This is a genomic window from Microbulbifer regidiadema (SeqCode) (assembly GCF_052467605.1).
The window spans coordinates 4,607,501-4,627,135 of sequence record NZ_CP174316.1 but is presented as its reverse complement, the minus strand read 5'-3'; the positions used below and the strand labels follow the sequence as shown (position 1 = coordinate 4,627,135).

Annotated in this window: 13 protein-coding genes, 2 rRNA genes and 1 riboswitch (1 of these 16 running past the window's edge); of the genes, 4 read left to right on the top strand and 11 right to left on the bottom strand. The window is 51.0% G+C overall.

The window, feature by feature from the left end; all coding sequences use genetic code 11:
* Nucleotides 1-5 precede the first annotated feature (5 nt).
* Nucleotides 6-1,985, bottom strand: a complete 1,980-nt coding sequence (locus tag ACJJIF_RS20890) for an acetoacetate--CoA ligase (protein WP_444930179.1) — start codon at nt 1,983-1,985, stop codon at nt 6-8.
* A gap of 164 nt (nt 1,986-2,149) precedes the next feature.
* On the opposite strand from ACJJIF_RS20890, the gene ACJJIF_RS20885 reads away from it, so the two are divergent.
* Nucleotides 2,150-3,028 (top strand): LysR family transcriptional regulator, encoded by an 879-nt coding sequence (locus ACJJIF_RS20885; protein WP_444930178.1) that lies wholly within the window; start codon nt 2,150-2,152, stop codon nt 3,026-3,028.
* Between the two features lie 34 nt (nt 3,029-3,062).
* On the opposite strand, the gene ACJJIF_RS20880 is transcribed toward ACJJIF_RS20885, so the two are convergent.
* From ACJJIF_RS20880 to thiC, 7 genes are all read right to left on the bottom strand, one after another.
* Entirely contained in the window at nt 3,063-3,536 is a 474-nt protein-coding gene (locus ACJJIF_RS20880) for a Dps family protein (protein WP_444930177.1), read from the bottom strand.
* Nucleotides 3,537-3,781: 245 nt separating this feature from the next.
* On the bottom strand, nt 3,782-4,531 hold the full coding sequence (locus ACJJIF_RS20875) for a HesA/MoeB/ThiF family protein (RefSeq protein ID WP_444930176.1): 750 nt from the start codon (nt 4,529-4,531) through the stop codon (nt 3,782-3,784).
* A complete protein-coding gene (gene thiE / locus ACJJIF_RS20870; RefSeq protein WP_444930175.1) occupies nt 4,525-6,078 on the bottom strand; it encodes a thiamine phosphate synthase in 1,554 nt (517 codons plus the stop codon). The genes ACJJIF_RS20875 and thiE overlap by 7 nt, the downstream gene beginning before the upstream one ends.
* A 7-nt stretch (nt 6,079-6,085) precedes the next feature.
* Complete coding sequence (locus tag ACJJIF_RS20865) at nt 6,086-6,892, bottom strand: thiazole synthase (RefSeq protein WP_444930174.1); 807 nt, start codon at nt 6,890-6,892, stop codon at nt 6,086-6,088.
* 2 nt (nt 6,893-6,894) lie between these two features.
* Nucleotides 6,895-7,095 carry a sulfur carrier protein ThiS gene (gene thiS, locus ACJJIF_RS20860; protein ID WP_444930173.1) on the bottom strand — a complete coding sequence of 67 codons (201 nt, stop codon included), beginning with the start codon at nt 7,093-7,095 and terminating at the stop codon, nt 6,895-6,897.
* Nucleotides 7,095-8,171 carry a glycine oxidase ThiO gene (thiO, locus tag ACJJIF_RS20855; protein WP_444930172.1) on the bottom strand — a complete coding sequence of 359 codons (1,077 nt, stop codon included), beginning with the start codon at nt 8,169-8,171 and terminating at the stop codon, nt 7,095-7,097. Before thiO ends, thiS begins: the two co-directional genes overlap by 1 nt.
* 111 nt (nt 8,172-8,282) lie before the next feature.
* Nucleotides 8,283-10,193 carry a phosphomethylpyrimidine synthase ThiC gene (thiC, locus tag ACJJIF_RS20850; RefSeq protein WP_444930171.1) on the bottom strand — a complete coding sequence of 637 codons (1,911 nt, stop codon included), beginning with the start codon at nt 10,191-10,193 and terminating at the stop codon, nt 8,283-8,285.
* An 83-nt stretch (nt 10,194-10,276) separates the two neighbouring features.
* A riboswitch (TPP riboswitch) is annotated at nt 10,277-10,375 on the bottom strand.
* A gap of 329 nt (nt 10,376-10,704) precedes the next feature.
* Here thiC and ACJJIF_RS20845 point away from each other — a divergent pair.
* Entirely contained in the window at nt 10,705-11,568 is an 864-nt protein-coding gene (locus ACJJIF_RS20845; RefSeq protein WP_444930170.1) for an SGNH/GDSL hydrolase family protein, read from the top strand.
* A gap of 61 nt (nt 11,569-11,629) precedes the next feature.
* Here the strand turns inward: ACJJIF_RS20845 and ACJJIF_RS20840 are convergent, their stop codons facing one another.
* On the bottom strand, nt 11,630-13,102 hold the full coding sequence (locus ACJJIF_RS20840; protein ID WP_444930169.1) for a thioredoxin domain-containing protein: 1,473 nt from the start codon (nt 13,100-13,102) through the stop codon (nt 11,630-11,632).
* A gap of 876 nt (nt 13,103-13,978) precedes the next feature.
* On the opposite strand from ACJJIF_RS20840, the gene ACJJIF_RS20835 reads away from it, so the two are divergent.
* On the top strand, nt 13,979-15,124 hold the full coding sequence (locus tag ACJJIF_RS20835) for an SDR family oxidoreductase (RefSeq protein ID WP_444930168.1): 1,146 nt from the start codon (nt 13,979-13,981) through the stop codon (nt 15,122-15,124).
* Between the two features lie 28 nt (nt 15,125-15,152).
* Nucleotides 15,153-16,277, top strand: a complete 1,125-nt coding sequence (locus ACJJIF_RS20830) for a DUF3419 family protein (RefSeq protein WP_444930167.1) — start codon at nt 15,153-15,155, stop codon at nt 16,275-16,277.
* A 467-nt stretch (nt 16,278-16,744) separates the two neighbouring features.
* On the opposite strand, the gene rrf is transcribed toward ACJJIF_RS20830, so the two are convergent.
* Both rrf and ACJJIF_RS20820 read right to left on the bottom strand, forming a co-directional pair.
* Nucleotides 16,745-16,860 (bottom strand): 5S ribosomal RNA (gene rrf / locus ACJJIF_RS20825).
* A 208-nt stretch (nt 16,861-17,068) separates the two neighbouring features.
* A 23S ribosomal RNA gene (locus ACJJIF_RS20820) occupies nt 17,069-19,635 on the bottom strand; it runs 329 nt beyond the window's last position.

The window sequence follows — 19,635 nt, the reverse complement described above, 5'->3', positions numbered from 1 at the left end:
CAACTTCAGTTCTGTGCCAACTCCGGCAATTTTTCAAACAGCGCCAGGGCCTCAGGGTTGGCCAGGGCCTCCTTATTTTTTACCGGCTTACCCTCCACTACATTGCGCACAGCCAGTTCCACAATTTTACCGCTGATGGTTCTGGGAATATCCGCCACCTGGACCACCTTGGCCGGCACATGTCGCGGGGTGGTATTAGCGCGAATAGTGGTGCGAATTTTCTGGGTCAGCACTTCATCCAGCTCAATCCCCTCGCGCAGCACCACAAACAGTACTACCCGCACATCGTCCTGCCAGGGCTGGCCGATACAGATACTATCGAGCACTTCCTCGACCTTCTCCACCTGGCGGTAAATCTCTGCGGTGCCAATGCGCACACCACCGGGGTTCAGTACCGCATCGGAGCGACCATAAATCACCACGCCGCCGTGTGCGGTAATCTCGGCATAGTCGCCGTGGGCCCAGACACCGGGCCAATTTTCAAAGTAGGCCCCGCGATACTTGGCTCCATCGGGGTCGTTCCAGAAGCCTATCGGCATACAGGGGAAGGATTTAGAGCAGACCAGCTCACCTTTCTCTGCGAGCACGGCACTGCCCGCATCACTCCAAACCTCTACCGCCATACCCAGACCGCGACACTGTAACTCACCAGCGTAGACCGGCAGTGTAGGGTTGCCCAGGGCGAAACAGGACACAATATCGGTGCCGCCGGAAATGGAGGACAGGCAGAGATCCGCCTTTATATCCCGATAGACATAGCGGAAGCCCTCGTGGGCCAGCGGGGAGCCGGTGGAGAGCAGCGCGCGCAGTCTTTCCAGCTTGTGGCTCTCACGCGGCTTACAGCCACTCTTTTCCAGCGCGGCAATATATTTGGCACTGGTACCAAACACACTGATACCCTCTTCATCGGCCATATCCCAGAGACTTTGCGATGCGGGATAAAACGGTGAGCCATCAAACAGCACCAATGTCGCGCCACAAGCCAAGCCGCTCACCAGCCAGTTCCACATCATCCAGCCGCAGGTGGTGAAGTAAAACAGGGTGTCTTCGCGGCGCAGATCGCAGTGCAGGCGGTGCTCCTTCAGGTGCTGGAGCAAAGTGCCCCCCGCGCCATGCACAATACACTTGGGCACACCGGTAGTGCCGGAGGAGTACATGATATACAGCGGGTGATTAAACGCCGTTGGTACAAAGGAGAGCTCGCGAGCGGGCGCCGCATCTTCGAAAGCTGGCAGTAGTACCGCTTTATCCAGCGGTTCTGCCGCTAGTACCTGAGCGGTTTCCTCCTCCGAACGCGCAACCGGCACCACCACCAGGGCCTCTATCGACTCGATGCGCTGCACGATCTCACGCAGGCGCGGCAGTGAATCGATAACCTTACCGTTATAGAAATAGCCCTCACAGGCAAATAATACTTTCGGCTGCACCTGACCAAAGCGGTCAAAGACCCCGTTGATACCGAAGTCCGGCGAGCAGGAGGTCCAGATAGCACCGAGACTGGTGGTGGCCAACATGGCCACGACGGTGTCGATCACATTGGGCATAAAGCCCGCTACCCGGTCTCCCTCAACAACGCCCTGGGCAACAAGGGCTGCTGACAGGCGCTCCACCCGATCGTACAGCTCCCTGTAGCTCAGCTCGCGGCGGCTGCCGTTTTCCAGCCGCTCGACCAGAGCCGCTTTGTCATCGCGATAGCGCAGCAGGTTCTCGGCAAAGTTCAGGCGTGCCTGTGGGAACCACTGGGCCCCCGGCATAGTATCGCCACTGAGGGTCGTATCGCCCCTATCTGCGGCAATCACCCCGGTGTAATCCCACAACTCCGCCCAGAAAGCTTCCCGGTTATCGACGGACCATTGGTACAGGGCCGCGTAATCAGTGAGGTTCAGCGAGTACTGCTGATTGATCCTGCGACGAAATTCATCCATCTGGGTGGCGGCAATGGCCTCTGCGCTGGGCTGCCAGAGCGGTTGGGGATTGTCTTTCATTTCAACAGACCTTGTGCTCATTATTGTGTTGTCGAATCGCCCTCGCGGGCGCAAGGAGAGCAATCATGCCCTGCCCCACGACTTAAAACTATTTTAATCTTTTTTAGATTTATTAAATAAAAGTTAATATAGCGCGACCGAGCCATCCCCAGGAGCCAGCCGCTGTGAGTGCCACAATTAAACAACTGCGCGCCTTTGTCACTGTGGCCCGCAGCCGCAGTCTGGCCCAGGCCAGCGCCCAGTTGCACACGTCTCAGCCAGCCCTGTCGATTGCCATCCGCAATCTGGAGGATGCCACTGGCGGCCCGCTTTTCAGTCGCGAAGCCCGCCAGCTCACACTCACGCCAGAGGGCAGCGAATTCCTCACCCGCGCCGAACAACTATTGCACAGCTGGGATCAATCCCTGGATGCGGTACAGCAAGCCTTTCGCCTGGAGCGGGGGCAGCTGCGCCTGGCGGTGATTCCCGCCTATGCACTCAACCAACTGCCGCAGTTGTTAGCCGGCTTCCACCGCCAGCACCCGCAAATCAATATTCTGTTGGAAGATGTGGTAATGGAGCGGGTAACCCAAGCCGTACAGGATGGCAGGGCGGAGCTGGGTATCAGTTTTCGCCCGGACGATTTGGGCGGACTGGAATTTGTGCCCCTGCACCGGGATCGTTTTATCGCAGTTATGCCACCCCGGCACCCACTGGCGGATAAAGCCAAGGTGCGCTGGAGCGATCTGGCCGACTTTCCGTTTATTGCGATGAATCGCGGCTCAGCGGTAAGGCGCTGGGCCGATGAGGCCTTTCAACAAAGCGGTAAAGCTGTCCACTATACCTGCGAAGCCAACCAGCTCAGTACAATCGGCCAGCTGGTGCGCACGGGCATGGGAATCAGCGCGCTACCCAGCTTGTGCGAAGTCCAAGTGCAAGAATATAGACTGGAATGCCGACCACTATCCGCGCCCGTAGTCAGTCAGGAGGTGGGGGTGTTATTAAAGAGCCGTGGCGCCTTGTCCGCACCGGCAACCGCGTTTTTATCTGCGCTCGCCGGCTGAGGCTGCTGGGCAGCCGCACTCCTTGTTAGAGTGGTTACTGACCGCTGGTTGCGCGCAACATCCAGGCCGTTTTTTCGTGAACCCGCATACGGTCAGATACCAGGGCAACGGTGGACTCATCTTCACCCGCCTGGGCATCCTTTAAAACATCACGACAGGTTTTGATAACCTGCTCATGCCCTGCGGTAAGGATTTTTACCATTTCTTCCGCCGGTGGCACCTCAACAATTTCCTTAATGGAGCTGAGCTGGGCAAAAGCCTGATAAGTACCGGGTGCGGAAACTCCGAGGGTACGAATACGCTCGGCAATATCATCCACCGCAGTGGCCAACTCGTTGTAATGCTCTTCAAACATCAGGTGCAATTCGCGGAACAGAGGCCCTGTGACATTCCAGTGAAAGTTGTGGGTTTGCAGGTACAAGGTGTAACTATCTGCCAGCAAGTGCTTTAAACCGGCAGCAATTTTTTCCCGATCATTTTCACTGATACCAATATCAATTTTTTGCATAGTACAAATCCCTCGTCCAAAACTGTTGTCACCGAAATGGTTATAGGGTCATTTTGGTGGCTTTATACGCTTCTCACAAGCTATCGAGTCAATAGCCTATCTATATAGACAAGCCAGGTTTGCAGGGCACGAAAATGGCATAAAAATTTACCTGACCATTGCAGGGGAGGTTTATGGCAGTTTTTTGCCGATAAGAGGCTGCCAAAATAAAATTATTTATCGCCCCCCAATTGAAAGCAGCAATCTCAGACGCCACAAACTGAGCAATGGCTGTGGCTCGGCAGCTGTAAAGCTTGCAAAGCAAAGGCTTCCGTTTCTATTAAGTGCAATTTATTCAAACTCGATACCGGCATATCCAGTAGGTATTTAATTGCCTCTAGGGCCTGCATACTGCCCACCACCCCCAGGGCTGGGCCAATCACACCTGTAGTAGAGCAGTTTTGGACTTCCGCCTCTCCCTGCGGGGGGAATAGGCAGGCATAACAGGGGCCCTTGCCCTCAGAGAAATCAAAACTAATCAGCTGGCCGGAAAACCCCTGCACCGAGGCCATTACCACCGGGCGCCCGGCCCGATAGCAGACCCGGTTAATTGTGTGGCGAATTTCCAGGTTATCAGTGCAGTCCAACACCAAATCCACCTGTTTTACCCGCTCACGCAACCAGGGCTCGCTCGCCATTTGACAGTGGGGGTAAATACGAATGGCGGGGTTGGCCGCGGCCAGTTGCTGAGCCGCCACCACGGCTTTAGATTTGCCCTGATGATTGGTTTTGTACAGCACCTGGCGCTGTAAGTTGGAGAGATCAATATGATCACCGTCCACCAGGTGTAACTCGCCAATACCGGCAGCAGCTAAATACAGTGCAGCCGGGCTGCCGAGCCCACCCAAGCCAACAATCATAACCCGTGCAGACGCCAGTTTTTGCTGTCCCTCCTCACCCACTTGGGGCAGCATAACCTGGCGACTGTAACGCTGTAATTCCTTACTACTTAACACGGCTCTACTTCCGCATGCTTACCTTTCAATAGGACATTAAATTCAGCAATTGCCTGCTTGTAATCTTCCGCTTTAGTAATAGCGCTGACCACGGCGATACTACCAACGCCGGTAGCGATAACCTCAGCGGCCCGCTGCACATTAATACCGCCAATAGCCACAAGTGGATAATCGGGCAATAGTGCCGCCATCCGCGCGAGTTTTTGTGCGCCCTGCAACTGATCCGACATATCCTTGGTGCTGGTCGCATAAATGGCACCAATCGCCAGATAACTGGGGCGGTAACGGTAGGCCAACAATAATTCGTAGAAACCGTGGGTACTGATACCCAGTTTCAAGCCCACCGCTTGAATTGCCTGCAAATCAGCAGTCTGTAAATCCTCCTGCCCCAAATGCACACCATAGGCGCCACACTCGATCGCCAGCTGCCAGTAATCATTGATAAACAGGCGCAGATTATAAGTTCTGCCGATAGCCACTGCCCGCTCAATCTGCTCGCGCAGGTCCTCTCCCGGATTTTTTATCCGCAGCTGTAAAGTGCGCACTCCCCGCTCTGCCAGGCGCTGCAACCACTCCACAGTATCCACGACCGGATATAAACCCAATGCCCGAGAGTCTGTGGCAGCAAACCCCTGAACAGGGGCGCGAGCCGTATCCAGGCCATAATCCTCCGCCCGCTCTTCACCGGGTAGCAATACCTCCGGGAAGTCCATTAAATCCAAAGGCCAGCCGCAGTGACCTACAGGGCCGGCGCCAGTGCCGATATGTGCATTACTGGCGAGGCGCAGACCGCGCTGCACATAGGCCTTGCCCACAACACAGGCATCCCGCAACGGATAGCCCAGAGCGCGGCAGGCGGCAATAGCGGAAGACAGGGTGCAGCCAGTGCCATGTATATCGGTACTCGGTACTTCCCGGCCAATAAACCAGTCGGCCTTGTCGCCGTCCCACAGTAAATCGGCCACTTCGCCCGGCCGCAGCTGCCTGTGGCCACCGGTCACCAGCACCGCAGTATTAGCCCGGGCGTACAACTGGCGCGCAGCCTGTACGATAGATTTCGCACCCGCGACACGGGTCCCGCTAAGCCACTCCAGTTCATGTAAATTGGGGGTGATCAGATCGCACTGTGGCAGCAACTGGGCCAACACGGTTGCGGTAATATCCCCATCTGTAAGCCCCGCTCCGCTGCTGGCAACCGCAACCGGGTCGTAAATAACCGGAACCGGCTGTACCCTTTTCAGCTGGCGCAGGAAATCTGCCACGGCCACAACTTGCTCGGCATTGGCCAGCAGCCCGATTTTTATTGCGGCGGGGAATAGGTCTCGCTGTAAAGCCTGTAATTGGGAGGCCAAAACCTCTAGGGCGACAGTGTTAATCGCAGCCACTTCCTGCGTATTCTGTGCGGTATTAGCCGTAATCGCACTGCAACCGTGGCAGCCGAGATCGGCAAAAGTCAGCAGGTCCGCTTGTATACCCGCACCGCCGCCAGAGTCGCTGCCGGCAATGGTCCAGACAATCGGTTTTTCCATTTGAAATTGATCGCGCATAAAAATCCTAATCTTGCAGCATGGTCTCTGCCTGCTGCCAGAACGGCATATCCAGGGTGGGGGTGCTGGGGCTGGCTGTCTGACGCCTGAGCATCAAGCCGGCATTAAAGGCGGCGCGCCCGGACTCCACGGCCAGTTTAAAAGCATTAGCCATCAGTACCGGGTGCTGAGCTTTGGCAATAGCGGTATTTAATAACACGGCATCAAAACCCAGCTCCAGCGCTTCTGCCGCCTGTGATGGCGCACCGATGCCGGCGTCGATAATTAACGGTACATCGCTCAAGCGCTCGCGCAGTGTTTGCAGGTTGTATTTATTCAGCAGGCCCTGGCCGGTTCCGATAGGGGCACCCCAGGGCATTAATACCTCGCAGCCCACATCCAAAAGTTTGCGACACAGTACCAGATCATCAGTGCAGTAAGGTAAAACTTTGAAACCGAGTTGAATTAATTCCCGCGCGGCTTCCACCAAACCGAAGGGGTCTGGCTGCAAATTGTAGTCATCGCCGATCACTTCCAATTTGAGCCAATCGGTCTGGAAAATTTCCCGGGACATTTTTGCCAGCTCCACCGCTTCTCGCGGCGATTTGCAGCCGGCGGTATTGGGCAGTAACTGACAACCGGACGCGCGAATATAATCCCAAAATCGATTATCCTGCTGCTGTGCGGGATTTTGCCGGCGCAGGGACAGGGTAATAATTTCTGATGCTGAGGCCTGTATCGATTCGCGCATAATCGCAGGGGATGGGTACAGAGCCGTACCCACTAAAAGCCGGCTGTTAAAGGTTTTTCCGTAAAGCGTTAAAAGATCGTTCACGTTTAACCTCCCACTACTGGGGCAACAATGTCGAGACTATCGCCATTATTGATCTCGGTATTGCGGTATTCTGTCCGGGCGACAAATCCACCATTGAGCGCAACGGCAAACGCCTCTCCGCAATAGCCCAGCTGCTGTAAAAGCGCGGCAAGCTTTATTGGGGACTCATAATTTTGAGTTTCACCATTAATTAATATCTGCATCAAACCACCTGTAACAGTTGTTGTGCCACTTGATTCTCCACCTGCGCCACCACTGCCGGAGCTAAAAGGTAGCCGTGACGGTAGAGGCCATTTACCCGAATTAGCCCATCTTCTCCGTGGATATAAGGCATATTATCCATAGTGGCGGGGCGACAATTTACCCGGGTCTCAATAATACGCGCCTCGGCAAAAGCCGGATTGAGGGAGTAAAGCGCCGAGGAGAGTTCCATACTGGAGCGCACGGAAATGGGCGACAGGTCTTCGCTCTCAATTTCCGTGGCACCAATCACCGTGCGACCATCGCTGCGGGGCACCGCGTAGAGCTTATAGCGCGGGTGGAGCAGACGCACCGGGCGCTGCAAAACCACCTCCTGGGATTCCACCACCATCACCTCGCCGCGAACACCGCGCAAGCCTTCAATCTGCCCCTTGGCACCGAGACCACGACAGTCGATCACGCAATCAAATTGTTCGCGCTGCGGGGGTAGAGAAATCTGCCCAACTTCGCAACTTACCCTGCTGTTCTCCCGCAAGGTGACGCCACCTCGGCGCAATGCGCTGAGTAACGCGGGCAACAGGCGCTGGTTATCGATATCCGCCTCACCGCGCAGGTAAAGCCCCTGCTCAAAGCTGTGCAGGGCAGGTTCTAAGTTCGCCAGTGCACGGCTATCCAACGGCTGCACCTGCTCCCTAACGGACTCGCCCAATTTCCCCTGTAGCTCCCGCAGGAACTGTAATAGCTCACTTCTGTCCTTGCCGTGGGCCACCAGGATCGAACCCGCTCTGCGGTACTCCACTTGCTGCCCGCTCTGCTGCTCCAACTGCCGGGACCATTCAGACCAAAGCTCCAGGCTCTTCAGTCCCTGGGTGTAAACCTGTTTATCGCAGTGGGCAAGTTCAGACAGCGGCGAGATCATACCTGCTGCCGTCCAACAGGCCCCTTCTCCCGCTGCCGACAAGTCGCCAGCTTCAAACAGGGTGATATCCAGTTCCCGCTGGCAGAGCCGCCAGGCGAGCAAGCGCCCCAGCAGGCCGCCACCGGCAATCGCTATTTTGGCTTTGCTTGCGCTTGTCACAGACCACCTATCTTCGCAAATCCAAATCGGCACCGAGCGCTAAGCACTATTGACCCAGCGCAGCTGTGCTTCCCGACTTTTGGGGGAGGGCAATCTCCCCCAAAATACTTATTAGCCCTTGTGATAAATCTCGCTGCCCATATCCTTAAATTTAATCGACATTTCCTCCATGCCCTGTGCCGCTTCCTGCTTGGCGGCATAATCGCGCACGTCCTGGGTAATTTTCATCGAGCAGAATTTCGGGCCGCACATGGAACAGAAGTGGGCTACCTTGCCGGATTCCTTCGGCAGGGTTTCATCGTGATAGGCGCGCGCCCGCTCCGGGTCCAAACCGAGATTAAATTGGTCTTCCCAGCGGAATTCAAAGCGGGCCTTTGACAGGGCGTCATCGCGTTTCTGTGCCCGAGGATGCCCCTTGGCCAAGTCTGCTGCATGAGCCGCAATCTTATAGGCCATCAGCCCCTCTTTAACATCCTCTTTGTTGGGCAGACCCAGGTGCTCTTTCGGCGTGACATAGCAGAGCATGGCGCAACCGTAGGTGCCGATCAGCGCGGCACCGATACCGGAGGTAATATGGTCGTAACCGGGGGCGATATCTGTGGTCAATGGGCCGAGGGTGTAGAAAGGAGCGCCGTGGCAGTGCTTCAGCTGCTCATCCATATTCTCTTTAATCTTGTGGATCGCCACATGGCCGGGGCCTTCGATCATGGTCTGAACATCGTGCTTCCAGGCGATTTCGGTCAGTTCGCCAAGCGTGTGCAGTTCGCCAAACTGAGCATCATCATTGGCGTCGGCAATAGAGCCCGGGCGCAGGCCATCACCGAGACTAAAGCTCACATCATAGGCTTTCATAATTTCACAGATTTCCTCAAAGTGGGTGTAGAGGAAATTCTCTTTGTGGTGGGCGAGGCACCACTTGGCCATGATGGAACCACCGCGAGACACAATCCCGGTCATGCGTTTGGCGGTGAGCGGCACATAGCGCAACAGCACACCCGCATGGATGGTAAAGTAATCCACCCCCTGCTCCGCCTGCTCGATCAAGGTATCTCGGAAAACATCCCAGTTAAGATCTTCGGCAATTCCGTTGACCTTCTCCAGCGCTTGGTAAATTGGCACAGTACCGATGGGCACCGGCGAGTTGCGCAGAATCCATTCGCGGGTTTCATGGATATTGGCACCGGTAGACAGATCCATCACCGTATCCGCCCCCCACTTGGTAGACCAAACCAGCTTTTCCACTTCCTCTTCAATGGAAGAAGTCACAGCGGAATTACCAATATTTGCATTCACTTTGCACAGGAAGTTGCGCCCGATAATCATCGGCTCCACTTCCGGGTGATTAATATTCGCAGGGATAATCGCCCGCCCTTCGGCCACTTCCCGGCGCACAAATTCCGGGGTGATTTGCTCGGGAATATAAATACCATCACGTACCTTCTGGTATTCACTCTCACCCATTTCCGCCGCCACTTTGGCCCGCCCCATATTCTCGCGCACTGCGACAAATTCCATCTCTGGGGTAATAATGCCACGGCGGGCATAGTGCATCTGCGATACATTCTGCCCCTGCTTGGCCCGGCGAGGACTGGGTAGGTTTTCAAAGCGAATATGGTCCAGCCCCTGATCCGCCATGCGTTTCTGGCTGTAGGCCGCCTGGCGAGAGTCCAATTTCTCAGTATCTTCGCGAGCCTCTACCCAACCCTGGCGCAGCTTGGGCAGTCCCTCGCGGACATCCACGTTGAAATTGGGCTCGGAGTAAGGGCCCGAAGTATCGTAAATGGTGAGGGGCTCATTGGGTTCCAACAGCGGATTCTCTGCGTCCCCGCCAACCACACTGTCCCCCAGACAAATCTGGCGGGCACCCACCTGAATACCGGGTGTTTCACCGGGTAAATACACCTTACTCGAATTGGGGAAAGACTGAACAGTGAGGTTCTCAAGGAACTCTTTCGCGGAATCGCGACTGGCAGCGCGGGAAGATTTTCCGACTTTACTGGATTGTTCAATGATCTCGGACATGCGTAACCTTAAAGCTTGAGAATTTAAAGGTCGCAGCGTCCAGGGCGCACACAAAGAGAAAAGCCGCCAAACTGTAAAAACAGGCGACTTCAGATCTTGTTCCCTACGCGGGGGTTACCCCGATCAGGTTCAACGGATCTCGCAACAGCGATCTCAGCCCACAGGCACTCCGACAAGCAGAGCGCAGTATAGTGGAAGCTTCAAAGGATGAACAGGCGGCGTAAAAGTCCTATAAAAAATTAGGCCGTTGTGAGGCTACAAAAAATAGAGCGATGTTATTGACGTCAAAACTCCGACGGACTTCAACTTATTGAAATCTGACCAGGAAGTCTAAAGCATTCACTGCTCATAATTTCTGAGCGCGTCCTACACTCCCTCACGTTTACCGTAGCAGCGAAAAAAATGATAACAATTTACGGCGAAAGTCGGTGTGGGAGAAAATAGCGTGTGGAATAAATATAGAGTTTTAGTAACCTTAAGTTTTTTGTGTATTCTGCCAATACAGACAGTGATGGCGGGCCCCTCTAAGTCTGTCGCTGCTGGCGACAGTATTACCATGGCATTCGGTGCAGACTGTACCCGCAATAAGTATTTCTGGGATCTATTTTGCCTTCTCGGCGGCGACCAGCCCGAGCACTCCTGGTTTGATGGCGATGATGAGTCAGTGGAGAGTGTCTATGATAAATATATGATCAACTCCCTCAGTATGATTGCCAATAAAAATGCTGCGGAATCCGGTGCAGAAATGCGTGATGGAGGAGACAATTTCTCGGCCCAAGCCGATCGGATTCTCTCCCAGAAAAATTTGGCCGATCATGTCGAAGTGATACTGGGAGGTAATGATATCTGCAATCGGGAGTGCGTCGACCCAGCTAACTGTAAAGATCCACTCTATACCGATAGTGAGTGGCGATCGGCAGTTCGCGCGGGGCTGGATAAGCTGGTCGATGGGCTCCCCAACGGCTCAACCATTGTTCTCGGCTCGGTACCCCGTGTACACGATCTCCGTGCCGCTGGCCTGGATAAGCAGAGCGAGGATTCCCGGGTAGACTGCGAGAGCGTCTGGTCAACCTTCGGGATCTGTCGCATCGCAACTAACGGCGGCAGTATGAATGGGGAGAGTTACGCAACCCGCTATAACGCTATAGGCGCAGCCCAACAGCGCTATAACGAAATCCTTGCTGAGGAGGCGCATAGCTACAATGGCACAAATGGCGTCGAAGTTGTTGCTGAATATACCGGCGAAAATAAATTAAATGCTGGCACTTTCCAATTTAACAAAGATGATATCGACGGAGGCGACTGCTTCCATCCCAGTATTCAAGGGCAAAATATCGTTGCCGACCTGTTGTGGCAGGGAAACCCAGATAAATAATTAATTTTTTCTGCTCGGTAAATTGGGGCCCGCAATAAAATTATAGCGGGCCCAGCTTAAATTACTCCTCGGAGTTCTCTTCAAAGTAACCAAGCTCTTCAACCACATACTGCAATCGATGTGGCAAACCTTTTCTCATAAAAGCGACATCAATAACCTTACCACTGGTAAGGGCATTCCACAGCTCATTCTGACCACTGTGAACCCAGCTATCGTTAACTCTCAACAGTACATCATTTTCCTCAAAGCCAAGTGCAGTAAAGAACTCATTGTCAGCCACGCCCTCCAAGCGCATCAAATGATGCCCCTCAACCTCCAGCTCCGCTTTAATAAACTTAGCCTCAAGGGCCTCACGCTGCTCCAGCTGCTGCGCTAACCACGCTTGCCCAAGGGTCAATACCCCATCTGGATCAATAAGCTTTTTACCCTGTGCACCTTGAGGCTGTTCAATACGCTGGCGCAGTGACTCATCGTGCTGGAGGGAAGAAGTTAAAGGAATAACATTTTGACCTTCACCCTTCAGAGGTAAACGTTCAACCGTGCCTCGATTATCAATAACGGCATACCCCTCCTGTAAACGCTTTAAACTAACCTCCTTAAGAAGTGCTTGTCCCGGGAAGAAATACTGAGCCCTCTGCCCCTCCACCTCAATTAAAGCCCTGGACTTACTCTCCACACTCGACTTGCTAATGCCCACCAGAGCAAGGGGAAGATTTGTTACGGGCAACCTGTCTTTATTATTTTTTGTCTGTGTCCATGCATGATCTTGTTTGGGGTCTATATCGAGTTTGACCAACTCCTTTTCTATCCAATAAGCATACTGCTTAAAAGGTCGCTTTCCTTTTAGATACAGTCCATTTATAAACACAATCGGTACATTTTGAAGGCCCAGCTGTAAGGCTATATCCTGGTCTTTTAGTACTAAATCTCTGTAGCCGCCCTCTTCTATACAGCTCACAAAGCGATTGCCATCCATTAATAAATGCCTGGCTGTCTGAGAGTAGGATTCAGCGCCCAAATCGGGAGTTTTTGTATATAGAGCATCGTGATATTCCCAGAAAATACCCTGCTCAGCGGCACATCGTGCAGAAGCCGCAGCCCTGATACCCTCCCGATGAAACTTCAATGGAAAATCAAAATTTACCTGGCGTACCCAGCCGGGATATTTATTTAATAACTGTCTCAGCATAGGCTGAAAAGACTTGCAGTGGGGGGATTGGTAGGAGCAAAAAACCGCAATAGTTACCGGTGCTTCGGGGTTACCCCTGACACTCCTACCCTCGTAGGGGAGCTCTATACGCGGTGGTTCAGGAACAGGCAAAAGAATCTCAATATCTTTACCTGCCTCTGTGGTTTTCGCAATTATTTCCTGTAATTTGTTGAGACGCAGTTTATGCTCCATTTCCGCAATATCGTGTAAAACAAACTGAAGGTTGCCATCTAGCTCTCCTACAGTAATTTCCTCACCATCAATCCTTGCAGCAATACTTTTCTGAGCAACTTTTTCTGCCCCTACAGTAACTTTTCCTGCCACCCTAGTAACTTCCACATCCTTGGAGCAACCACTAATGACACCCAGGCTCCCAACAGCCATTAATATGATTAAAGTACGCCCTATCCCACTCACAGGTAATTCTCCTTTTACCGGTTTTGACCAATCTTACCCGCCATTTCTCATTTCAGCCGCTTACAGTACGCTTTGCCCAAGCTCCATTCAAAAAATGAGAACCAGGCAAGTTTTTTTGGCAGCTAAGCTAACCCCTATTCCAGAGAAGAAATCCCCCCAGACTAACCGTGAATGATTTAGCAAATCCATTCAATCCTGAACTTACTGCCCCTCCCACATAGACTTACCTTTAGCCGCCCACGGACGAAGTTATAAAAGCAAGCGAATGACTAGATCATATCGAAATATGTAAAAAGAGCTGTTGATAAAAAATACCCACACAAGAAACGACAAATCGCCTACAAGAAGCAGCTGGCTGGACAAAATCAAGCCGCTATCCGTGATGATTGGAAATACTTGTAGAAGCGACAGCAAGAGCAGGGAATCAACTGTCAACTTGTAGGTAAGCAACTTAGCTGTACTACAATTAATCAATGGTGCTCGACTAGAAACTTATTGTTTGAGTTACTGATACAACTACGGCAACAGATGAGAACACCGCGATATCGCTACTGTTTAATACCGTTATCTGAATTTACCGCCAGCTTACTGGCCTTAGAAAATAGATGGACAGATTAAGCACACTAATTACAGGCATTCTCAACAAAAAACCCTCACCAGGTCACTTTTTTACATTCCGCAACAAAAGATCTAACCAATTAAAAGTGACCCCGGAGAGGGTGTTGACTTTTACTTCCCGAAATACACCTCCATCTCATTGCCATAAATGTCTGCTGTGAATTAATGAAGCAAAACCAACATACCTTTAAAAAATTATCTGAAATACAAGAGCTACAACAAATACAACTCGTTGTTGGCGGCTTTGGCTTTATAGGCCAATACTTGACCTGGGGACTATTAAAAAAAGGGTTTAATGTAGTTTTGATCGCTCGCAATGAAACCTATAATCGAGTCGAGCAACTAAAGCAGAACAACAGCATAGTCAACCCCCTCTATAAGGTTTCAAAGAGTGATTTTGATCGACTCACAGTCATATTAGGTGATCTGAATAAGCCAAACTTTGGTTTATCTGCGAAACCTTATAGACAGCTATGTTCTCTGCATATTGGCGCCATATGGAATAGTGCCGCTGACATGCACTATAGCTATAGTAATTTGCAGCAAAGCATAAATACTAATGTTATCGGTGTAAATCGGTTAATCGACATTGCTACAACAGCTAAATGTCGGCTCAATCAAATATCAACCGCCTTTATTGCCGGCAAGGCTTATGCCAATGGAGTAGCTATAGAGGAAACCCTCTATCGACCGAACAAATTTTTTAATGCTTATGATTATACAAAAAACATCGCAGAGAATTTAATCGCAGAGTCAAAAAACCTGGAATACACCATCTACAGACCAACCATTGTCTTAGGGGATTCTGTGAGCGGTTACACAAATTCTCAGTTGGGCTACTATGAGTATGTGAGACTGCTAAATCAATTAAAAGAGCAAAACATACAAACTCCCATCCACCTAAAATATCTTTCAGGCAGTTTTATCAATGTCATACCTGTTGATATCTGCTGTGAAGCCATATTAAAAATTTCAGGCAATCATGAAAGCACAAAAAACCAGTACTTTAACATTGCCGACTCAAACCCGATGACAGTCGATAACTTCATTAAATTCAATCGTGATTACTTTAAACTAGACCTAAGACAATCTCCACATGAGCGCAAAGTATTAAACAATCTATCTGAAAAGGAAAAAAATGTACTTGAGAGTATTAGCGCTGCGCAAAATGCACCCTTTCTAAACAGTGACTTCAGGTTTTGCAGCAGTAACAGTCAAAGAGTGTTAGGTCGCCCTATCCAGAACCAATGGCGCAATAGCAAGAGCTATCTAAGCAAAATTGTAGATTATTTTTTAACCCAAGCAAGCTAGCAGTAAAAGCAGTCCAACCAAACATATCATGAACAAACCCAATGACATATTACTTTCTGATTACGCAGAAAGGATTAGTTACTCAGGGCCAAATGAAGATTCCAGATCCGAATTGAAGGCCCTGAATATCAATGAGAACGATAGTGTTTTATGTATTACTGGCGGTGGAGATCGTGTCTTAAGCCTCCTATTGGGCAAACCCAAAAAAATAACCGCTATTGACTTAAACCCCTGCCAAAACTACCTTTTGGAACTAAAAATAGCCGGGATACAGGCACTAAATCATGAGGAATTTTTGAGCTTCTCAGGCATCCTCCCATGCCAGGAAAGGCAAAACACTTATAACGAAATAAAACACCTACTATCAAAAAAAGCAGAACTATTTTGGGCAGAGAACAAAGCCATCATTGAAAAAGGCTTTATCTATGAGGGCGCTTTCGAAAAGCACTTCAAACTAATCAGTGTAATTATTAAAGCTATTCGCCCCAACAAAATAAAAACCCTAACCAGCCTAAACAATATTGAAGATCAACGTGAATTTGTTAGGAGCCAGTGGAACACCCCTGCATGGAAAACATTTTTACAGTTTCTTACCAACAAGTATTTCTTTAAGTTTTTTCTTAAAGATCCAGGATTCTACCAACACACCCCTCAAGCAATATCGGTTTCCGAATACCTATTGGGCAGAATGGATCACTCGCTAATGAACCATCTAGTCCTTGATAATTTCTTTATGACATTTCTGCTAACCGGAAAATATAACCCCGAGCAAGGATTGCCCCTATACTTAGAAAAAAACAACTACCCCCTAATTAAGGGTGCACTAGATAACACGACCATAGAAATGGTAACGTCGCCACTAGAGCAACATTTATACAACTCAAAAAGCAAAATTGATAAATTTTCCATTTCTGATGTTTCCGCTTACCTCAATGAAGAGAGCTTTGTTTCGCTACTGGATTCAATATATTTAGCCGGCAGTGAGAATAGCATCTTATGCATGCGCCACTTCATCACGAAAAGAGAAATTCCAGACACTATAAGAAATAAATTTTCCTTCAATTCAGCTCTCGAAAAAGAGCTAAACCATAGCGATATATCCTTTGTTTATAGCTTTAATGTTGGGGTGAAATGTGAGCGCCAATTTACCTAACGTCTTATCGGTGAATCCCACTAAGGGAGCTAGTGTTGCTCCTCAGCCTATAAAGCTCTTAAACGTAACAAGCTAATACCTAGGGGGCAGTGTATAACTCAGATAGCAACAAAGGCCCTGTATGCTAGAAAAAATATTTATCGATATTTTTCAGGTGGAAAAAAGGGCCACCCTGTTAGATGAGCCTTTTGGGAATTGGAAGCCTGGTAAACCCCTGCACCGATTTAGACTGTCACAGGCACAGCTATCCTACCTCCAATCCAACGAGTTATCGGCTACAGCTGACCTACACTGTATGGCGAGCAGTGCTCGCCACCCTGCGGGCGCCTTCGGCGTACCAAGCTGGCACCTTCGGTGCACCGCTTATCACATGGCAGCGCAGGCGCTGCGAGGTAGTAAAAATATTTCACCGTATCCAAAAAAACAAAACCCCCGCAGGTTTCCCTGCGGGGGTTTCTTTTTTAGAAGCCTGACGATGACCTACTCTCACATGGGGAAGCCCCACACTACCATCGGCGATGTTGCGTTTCACTTCTGAGTTCGGCAAGGGATCAGGTGGTTCCACAACTCTATGGTCGTCAGGCAAACTGGCTTGGGTTGGCGTTGGTCTTATAAGCAATCTGCTTGGCCTGCCGCGTTATCGCTGTTTGCCTCGGTCATGTTGGTGACCGGCGATAACCCCAAATAAGTCGGTAAAACAATCTGTAGTAATACACCGCAAGCGATTATTGTGTGTCTTTCATTCCACAATCCGCTAGCTTGCGCTAGTCGTTAGTAACCATCTCTGTTGTATGGTCAAGCCGCACGGGCAATTAGTACTGGTTAGCTCAACGCCTCACAACGCTTCCACACCCAGCCTATCAACGTGGTAGTCTTCCACGGCCCTTCAGGAGGCTCAAGGCCTCAGGGAGATCTTATCTTGAAGGAGGCTTCCCGCTTAGATGCTTTCAGCGGTTATCCCGTCCGAACATAGCTACCCGGCAATGCCACTGGCGTGACAACCGGAACACCAGAGGTTCGTTCACTCCGGTCCTCTCGTACTAGGAGCAACTCTTCTCAAATCTCCAACGCCCACGGCAGATAGGGACCGAACTGTCTCACGACGTTCTAAACCCAGCTCGCGTACCACTTTAAATGGCGAACAGCCATACCCTTGGGACCGGCTTCAGCCCCAGGATGTGATGAGCCGACATCGAGGTGCCAAACACCGCCGTCGATGTGAACTCTTGGGCGGTATCAGCCTGTTATCCCCGGAGTACCTTTTATCCGTTGAGCGATGGCCCTTCCATACAGAACCACCGGATCACTATGACCTACTTTCGTACCTGCTCGACATGTCTGTCTCGCAGTCAAGCGCACTTATACCATTATGCTCATTGCATGATTTCCGACCATGCTGAGTGCACCTTCGTACTCCTCCGTTACTCTTTGGGAGGAGACCGCCCCAGTCAAACTACCCACCATACACTGTCCTCGATCCGGATAACGGACCAGAGTTAGAACCTCAAACATACCAGGGTGGTATTTCAAGGACGGCTCCACAGTAACTAGCGTTACTGCTTCAAAGCCTCCCACCTATCCTACACAAGTAGGCTCAAAGTTCAGTGCAAAGCTGTAGTAAAGGTTCACGGGGTCTTTCCGTCTAGCCGCGGGTACACTGCATCTTAACAGCGATTTCAATTTCACTGAGTCTCTGGTGGAGACAGCGTGGCCATCGTTACGCCATTCGTGCAGGTCGGAACTTACCCGACAAGGAATTTCGCTACCTTAGGACCGTTATAGTTACGGCCGCCGTTTACCGGGGCTTCGATCAAGAGCTTCGCCGAAGCTAACCCCATCAATTAACCTTCCGGCACCGGGCAGGCGTCACACCGTATACGTCCTCTTACGAGTTTGCACAGTGCTATGTTTTTAATAAACAGTCGCAGCCACCTGGTCACTTCGACCGGCCTCAGCTTAGGGAGCAAGTCCCATCACCAAAACCGGCGTACCTTCTCCCGAAGTTACGGTACCATTTTGCCTAGTTCCTTCACCAGAGTTCTCTCAAGCGCCTTGGTATTCTCTACCTGACCACCTGTGTCGGTTTAGAGTACGATTCACTATTACCTGAAGCTTAGAAGTTTTTCCTGGAAGCAGGGCATCAACCACTTCACCCACTAAGTGGGCTTCGTCATCAGTTCTCAGCCTTCTCATTAAAGAGTATGACCCGGATTTGCCTAAGTCATAAGCCTACAACCTTAAACATGGACAACCAATCGCCATGCCGGCCTAGCCTTCTCCGTCACTCCGTCGCAGTAATAGCGAGTACAGGAATATTAACCTGTTTCCCATCGACTACGGCTTTCGCCCTCGCCTTAGGGGTCGACTAACCCTGTCCCGATTAGCGTTGGACAGGAACCCTTGGTCTTCCGGCGGGGAGGTTTTTCACCTCCCTTATCGTTACTCATGTCAGCATTCGCACTTGTGATACCTCCAGCAGACCTCCCGATCCACCTTCAACGGCTTACACAACGCTCCTCTACCATGCTAATAAATTAGCATCCGCAGCTTCGGTTATCAGTTTGAGCCCCGGTATATCTTCCGCGCAGGCCGACTCGACTAGTGAGCTATTACGCTTTCTTTAAAGGATGGCTGCTTCTAAGCCAACCTCCTAGCTGTCTGGGCCTTCCCACATCGTTTCCCACTTAACTGATATTTGGGACCTTAGCTGGCGGTCTGGGTTGTTTCCCTTTCCACGACGGACGTTAGCACCCGCCGTGTGTCTCCCGCGATTGCACTCCTCGGTATTCGGAGTTTGCATGGGGTTGGTAAGTCGGGATGACCCCCTAGCCCAAACAGTGCTCTACCCCCGAGGGTGAGACGCGAGGCGCTACCTAAATAGCTTTCGAGGAGAACCAGCTATCTCCCGGCTTGATTAGCCTTTCACTCCGATCCACAGGTCATCCCCTAATTTTTCAACATTAGTGGGTTCGGTCCTCCAGTTGATGTTACTCAACCTTCAACCTGCCCATGGATAGATCGCCGGGTTTCGGGTCTATTGCCTGCAACTAAACGCCCTATTAAGACTCGATTTCTCTACGGCTCCCCTAAGCGGTTAACCTTGCTACAGACAATAAGTCGCTGACCCATTATACAAAAGGTACGCAGTCACCCCGAAGGGCTCCTACTGCTTGTACGTATACGGTTTCAGGTTCTATTTCACTCCCCTCTCCGGGGTTCTTTTCGCCTTTCCCTCACGGTACTGGTTCACTATCGGTCAGCTGGGAGTATTTAGCCTTGGAGGATGGTCCCCCCATGTTCAGTCAAGATAACACGTGTCCCGACCTACTCGATTTCACTCTAAATGCCTTTTCGTGTA

Excerpts from the sequence above, each read along its gene's own strand:
- thiC (WP_444930171.1), bottom strand. The coding sequence starts at position 10,193 with ATGTCCGAGATCATTGAACAATCCAGTAAAGTCGGAAAATCTTCCCGC.
- ACJJIF_RS20845 (WP_444930170.1), top strand. The coding sequence starts at position 10,705 with ATGGCGGGCCCCTCTAAGTCTGTCGCTGCTGGCGACAGTATTACCATG.
- thiS (WP_444930173.1), bottom strand. The coding sequence starts at position 7,095 with ATGCAGATATTAATTAATGGTGAAACTCAAAATTATGAGTCCCCAATA.
- ACJJIF_RS20890 (WP_444930179.1), bottom strand. The coding sequence starts at position 1,985 with ATGAAAGACAATCCCCAACCGCTCTGGCAGCCCAGCGCAGAGGCCATT.
- ACJJIF_RS20880 (WP_444930177.1), bottom strand. The coding sequence starts at position 3,536 with ATGCAAAAAATTGATATTGGTATCAGTGAAAATGATCGGGAAAAAATT.
- ACJJIF_RS20830 (WP_444930167.1), top strand. The coding sequence starts at position 15,153 with ATGAACAAACCCAATGACATATTACTTTCTGATTACGCAGAAAGGATT.
- ACJJIF_RS20835 (WP_444930168.1), top strand. The coding sequence starts at position 13,979 with ATGAAGCAAAACCAACATACCTTTAAAAAATTATCTGAAATACAAGAG.
- thiE (WP_444930175.1), bottom strand. The coding sequence starts at position 6,078 with ATGCGCGATCAATTTCAAATGGAAAAACCGATTGTCTGGACCATTGCC.